6 protein-coding genes are annotated in these 5,458 nt (G+C 72.7%); 1 reads left to right on the forward strand and 5 read right to left on the reverse strand.

Going from position 1 to position 5,458, the window contains the following annotated elements:
- Positions 1 to 576 (forward strand): glycoside hydrolase family 75 protein (locus tag IPZ69_RS46185; RefSeq protein WP_235460920.1); only part of this gene is annotated, 576 nt, incomplete at its 5' end.
- A 38-nt stretch (positions 577 to 614) separates the two neighbouring features.
- Here the strand turns inward: IPZ69_RS46185 and IPZ69_RS46190 are convergent.
- The 5 genes from IPZ69_RS46190 to IPZ69_RS46210 all read right to left on the reverse strand — a co-directional run.
- The gene (locus IPZ69_RS46190) at positions 615 to 1,025 is read right to left on the reverse strand and encodes a PTS-dependent dihydroxyacetone kinase phosphotransferase subunit DhaM (protein ID WP_235460921.1); all 411 of its coding nucleotides are present in this window, start codon (positions 1,023 to 1,025) and stop codon (positions 615 to 617) included.
- Positions 1,018 to 1,617, reverse strand: coding sequence for a dihydroxyacetone kinase subunit DhaL (dhaL, locus tag IPZ69_RS46195; RefSeq protein ID WP_235460922.1), 600 nt, complete (start codon positions 1,615 to 1,617; stop codon positions 1,018 to 1,020). The genes IPZ69_RS46190 and dhaL overlap by 8 nt, the downstream gene beginning before the upstream one ends.
- 46 nt (positions 1,618 to 1,663) lie before the next feature.
- Positions 1,664 to 2,656 carry a dihydroxyacetone kinase subunit DhaK gene (gene dhaK, locus IPZ69_RS46200; protein ID WP_235460923.1) on the reverse strand — a complete coding sequence of 331 codons (993 nt, stop codon included), beginning with the start codon at positions 2,654 to 2,656 and terminating at the stop codon, positions 1,664 to 1,666.
- Between the two features lie 106 nt (positions 2,657 to 2,762).
- Complete coding sequence (locus tag IPZ69_RS46205) at positions 2,763 to 4,736, reverse strand: PAS domain S-box protein (protein ID WP_235460924.1); 1,974 nt, start codon at positions 4,734 to 4,736, stop codon at positions 2,763 to 2,765.
- Between the two features lie 202 nt (positions 4,737 to 4,938).
- The coding region (locus tag IPZ69_RS46210; protein ID WP_235460925.1) for a universal stress protein at positions 4,939 to 5,458 on the reverse strand (520 nt) is incomplete at its 5' end.

A 5,458-nucleotide genomic window follows, 5' to 3' on the forward strand; every position in this document is an offset into this window, starting at 1 on the left:
GACGCCGCCGACCTGCTCGCCCGGGTGCGTCACTGCGCCCCCGTCTCCCGTGGCCGCTACCGCACCGACGAGTCCGCGCCCGCGACCGTCTCGGTCTGCGGCACCCGCGACGCCGTGTTCTGGAAGGCCGACATGGACATCGACTGCGACGGCCGGTCCACCAGGCGCTGCAACGGCCGCACCGACCCGAGTTTCCTGCCCGCCACCGCCTTCCAGCAGTCCGACGGCCGTCATCTCAACGCCGAACGCCTGCCCTACATCGTGGTGCCCGCCCCGAGCCGCCGCTGGGACCACCGCGCGGGCGGCGTGCGCGGCGGTTCCGTCGCCGCGGTCGTCTACCACGACCGTGTGCGGTACGCCGTCGTCGGGGACACCGGCCCGCGCGAGATCATCGGCGAGGCCTCCTACGCCACCGCCCGGGCCCTGGGCATCAGTCCCGATCCGCGCAGGGGCGGGGTGTCCTCCGGGGTCACGTACATCGTCTTCAAGGACTCCCGGGTCAAGCGCATCCAGGACCACATGGCGGCCGTCGCGACCGGGGAGCGGCTGGCGGGCCGGTTCGTCCGACACCACTGAGCCGCCCCCGGCCGCCGGGACCTCTCCGACCGCGGGCCTCACACCTTGCGGTACATGTACGCCTCGGTGGCCGCCGCCTCCACCGCGTTCAGGTCGCCTCCCGCGGCCGCCGTGACCACCGCGGCCACCGCGCCCTCGACGAACGGGGCGTCCACCAGGCGCGTGCCGCCGGGCAGTTCGTCGCCCTCCGCGATCAGCGCCTTCACCGTGAGCACGGCGCTGCCCAGATCCGTGAGCACGGCGACCCCGGCTCCCCGGTCCACGGCCGCGGCCGCCGCGGAGATCAGCTCGGCGCTCGTACCGAGCACGCCGGCCTCGGTGCCGCCCGCCGTGGCGACGGGCACCGCCTCGGCGCCGCCCGCGAGGCCCTTCGCCAACTCGGCGACCGACGACGCGACCTCGGCGCTGTGCGACACCAGCACGATCCCGACCGGCTTCCCCTCACTCACCGGCGGCCTCCACCAGCGCGGCGATCAGCAACGCGGACGAGGTGGCCCCCGGGTCCTGGTGCCCGATGCTGCGCTCCCCGAGATAACTCGCCCGGCCCTTGCGGGCCTGCAACGGCACCGTCGCCAGCGCGCCCTCCTCGGCGGCGGCCCGGGCCGCGGCGAAACCGTCGGGCATCGCGTCCACGGCCGGCACCAGCGCGTCGAGCATGGTCTTGTCGCCGGGCGCGGCACCCCCGAGGGCCATCACCCCGTCCACGCCCGCCCGCAGCGCCTCGGCCAGCTGCGCCTCGCTGACCTCCGTGGCGTCCCCGAGCGCCTTGCCCGTGCGGCGCAGCAGCGTGCCGTACAACGGCCCGGACGCGCCGCCGACCGTCGAGATCAGCTGGCGGCCCGCGTGGGTCAGGACCTCGCCCGGGGTGTCCGGCGCCTCCTTCTCCAGCGAGGCCGCCACGGCCCGGAACCCCCGCTGCATGTTGGTGCCGTGGTCGGCGTCGCCGATGGCCGAGTCGAGAGCGGTGAGCCGTTCCGCCTCGCGGTCGACGGACGCGGCGGTCACGGTCATCCAGCGGCGGAAGAAGTCGGCGTCGAGCACTGGTTCTCCTTGCGTGGTAGGTACGTTGGTCGCGTCCGCCGCCGTGTCACATGCCCCAGCGCAGGGCCGGCGTCCGCACCGGCGCGTCCCACAGTCCCAGCAGTTCCTCGTCGACCTGGCACAGGGTGACCGAGGCGCCCGCCATGTCCAGCGAGGTGACGTAGTTGCCCACGAGCGTGCGGGCCACGGTGACCTTGCGCTCGCCGAGCACCCGCTGCACCTCGGCGTTGAAGCCGTACAGCTCCAGCAGCGGTGTCGCGCCCATGCCGTTGACCAGGACGAGCACGGGGTTGCGCGGTTCGAGGTCCTCCAGGACCGCGCCCACCGCGAAGTCGGCGATCTCACCGGACGTCATCATCGCTCGCCGCTCCCGGCCCGGCTCTCCGTGGATGCCGATGCCCAACTCCAGTTCACCGGGCGGCAGATCGAAGGTGGGGCTGCCCTTGGCCGGCGTGGTGCACGCGCTGAGCGCCACGCCGAAGCTGCGGGAGTTCTCGTTGACCCGGCGCCCGATGGACTCGACCTGCTCCAGGGGCCGGCCCTCGGCGGCCGCCGCGCCCGCGATCTTCTCGACGAAGAGGGTCGCGCCGGTGCCGCGCCGGCCTGCCGTGTAGAGGCTGTCGGTGACCGCCACGTCGTCGTTGACGAGCACCTTCGCGATCTGGATGCCCTCGTCTTCCGCGAGCTCGGCCGCCATGTCGAAGTTCAGTACGTCACCGGTGTAGTTCTTCACGACGAACAGCACACCCGCCCCGCTGTCCACGGCCGCCGCCGCCCGGGCCATCTGGTCCGGAACCGGTGAGGTGAACACCTCGCCGGGGCAGGCGGCCGACAACATCCCGTGACCCACGAACCCGCCGTGCAGCGGTTCGTGCCCCGAGCCGCCGCCCGAGACCAGCGCCACCTGCCCGGCCACGGGGGCGTCCCGCCGTACGATCACCCGGTTCTCGACGTCTACGGTCAGCTCGGGGTGGGCGGCCGCCAGCCCCCGCAGCGCGTCGGCCACCACGGTCTCCGGAACGTTGATGAGCATCTTCATCGATACCTCCTGGTGGACCCGGTAGGTAAGCCTCCGGCCCGTGTGCCCAGGGCCGACGCCGACCTGTTGCCTACTCTCGGAAGTATCGACCTTGAACGGGTGATCGTCACCCGTCGCCGCGCGCCGGCGGGTGCTTGAAGCTGAACCAGGTCGTCTTGCCCTCGTCCGTCGGCCGCACGCCCCAGTCGTCGGCGAGGGCGCGGACGAGGAGCAGCCCCCGGCCGGACTCGGCGTCCTCGGCCGCCACGCGCGGCTGGGGCAGATGGGGGCTGCGATCGGTGATCTCGACCGTGAGTTCGATGACGGTGCGGCAGACGTGCACGCCGATCGGGCCCTGCGCGTGCAGGACGGAGTTGGTGAGGATCTCGGACGCCAGCAGACAGGCGTCGTCCGCCCGGTGCGCGAGCTTCCACGCGTCCAGCACCCCGGCGAGGAATTCGCGGCCGGCCGGCACCGACTCGGGCAGGGCGGGCAGGGCGGTCGCGGCCGAGGCCAGCGGAGCCGCGGGCAGCCGGGTCAGCAGCAGGGTGACGTCGTCGTCGTGGCCGTCGGCGCCGGGCAGCAGGCTGGCCAGCACATGGTCGGCGACGTACTCCAGGTCGGGTGTGCTGTCGGCGAGTTTGTCCAGTGTGCCGATGAGTTGGGTGAGCTGGTCCTCGATGTCGCTGCCCGGCGTCTCGACGAGCCCGTCCGTGTAGAGCACCAGCGTGGCGCCGCGCGCGATGGTGGTGCGGCACTGCTCGTAGATGACGTCACCGACGCCCAGCGGCGCGTTCACCGGCGAGGGGAGGGTACGCACGCTCTCGACGGGGTCGGTGACCAGGACGGGCAGGTGCCCGGCGGAGCACACCGTCACGTCCCCGGTGTCGGCCGCTATGACCAGGTAGCAGCAGGTGACGAGCTGGTCCGGGACGTCCAGGTCGGCGACCACGGTGTCCAGGGCCTGCATCAGCTGACGGGGCTGCATCCCGGTCTTGGCCAGCGCGTGCGCGGCGGACCGGAGCTGGCCCATCACGGCGGCCGCCTCCAGCCCGCGGCCCATCACGTCACCGATCAGCACCCCCACCCGGCCGGCCCCCAGCGGGATCAGGTCGAACCAGTCGCCGCCGACGCCGGCGCCCTGGGTGGCGGGCAGATAGCGACTCGCGGTGGCGAGGCCCGGGATGGCCGGCGGGGTGCCCATGAGACTGCGCTGCAGGGTCAGGGCGATGTGCCGCTGCTGTTCGTACAGCTCCGTCAGCTCGGCCTCGGCACGCTTGCGGTCGCTGATGTCGCGGACGATGGCGCACGCCCCGATGACCGTGCCGTCCGCGGCGCGGGTCGGCCACAGCGTCACGTCCACGTCCAGCAGGCCGCCGTTGCGGGTGAGCCGCAGCGTCTCGAAGTGCTCGACCTTCTCGCCCCGGCGCAGCCGGTCCAGCAGCACACCGATCTCGTCGTGCCGGTCGGTCGGGGCCAGGATCGACACGTGCTGCCCCACCGCCTCCGCCGCCGTGAACCCGTACAGCGAGTGGGCCGCGGCGTTCCAGTACGTGATCCGGCCGTCGAGGGTCTTGGCGAGGATCGCGTCCTGGGAGGACTCGACGAGCGCGGCGAGTTCGTTGATGCGTTCCTCTGCCGCCTTGCGTTCGCTGACGTCGCGGACGGCGGCGGAGACGAGGAGGCCGTCGGCGGTTTCGAGGGGGCTGAGGCTGATCTCGACGGGGAACTCGGTGCCGTCCTTGCGCAGGCCGTACAGGTCCAGTCCGGCGCCCATGGGGCGTACTTGCTGGTTGTGGGCGTAGGCGTTGCGGTGTTCGGTGTGGTGGGTGCGGAAGCGGCCCGGGACGAGGAGTTCGACGGGGTGGCCGAGGAGTTCCTCGCGTTTGTAGCCGAAGAGGGCTTCGGTCTGTGCGTTGACGAGCTTGATGGTGCCGGTGTCGTCCACGATGACCATGGCGTCCGGTGCCGCCTCCAGCAGTCCCCGGAACCTTTCCTCAGCGGCCCGGGAACCGCTCGCCGTGCCGCCCGCGGCGCACTGGCACAACTCTTCCACCACATCGGCGCAACCAGGTGGCACCACTTCGGCCAAGTCGCTCATGTCCATCCCCGATCGGCGGCTCACCATGAGTGGGCCATCCCATCGCAACTCCGGGCACTTCGCGCGGACATGTCGTCTAATGGTCGTACCGCGGCCGAACCTGCCCGCGCGCGGTGCCGTCCGTGACAGCTCCGCTGCCGTGCGGGTGCGTCTCGGGGTGTGGAGGCGCCGAACGCGCGCGGCGATAAAGGCACCGGCGGCGTCACGACGGCACGACGACGACCGGACACATCGCCTCCCGTACCAGGTCTCGTACGAGGTCCCGTGTGAGGTCCCTCGCCAGGTCCTCGGCCCCGGAGCCGTACCGGCGCCCCACCACGACCAGGGCGGTGTCGGCGCCGTGGTGCAGCAGGGCGTGGACCGGGGTGAACAGCAGCACGTCCTCGATCACCGGTACGTCCGGATACTTCGCGCGCCAGGGCCGCAGCGCGTCCGCCAGCAGCTGCACCTCGTGGTCCTCCCAGGTCGCCCGGTCCTCCTCCGGCACGCCGAAGGGCAGCTCGGCGGCGGCCGGCGGCAGCGTCCAGGCATGCACGGCCCGCAGCCCCACGCCCCGCAGCCGCGCACTGTCGAAGGCGAACCGGATCGCCGCGGGCGCGCGCCGACGCGGGTCGACGCCGAGAGCGACCTCGCCGGTTCGGGGGGCACGGGCCAGGTCGTCAGGGACGAACACGAGCGGGCAGGAGCAGGTCCCGAAGACGTCGCCGTCCAGCGGGCTCGGG

Source organism: Streptomyces olivochromogenes (genome assembly GCF_021538895.1).
Lineage (GTDB): Bacteria > Actinomycetota > Actinomycetes > Streptomycetales > Streptomycetaceae > Streptomyces > Streptomyces olivochromogenes_A.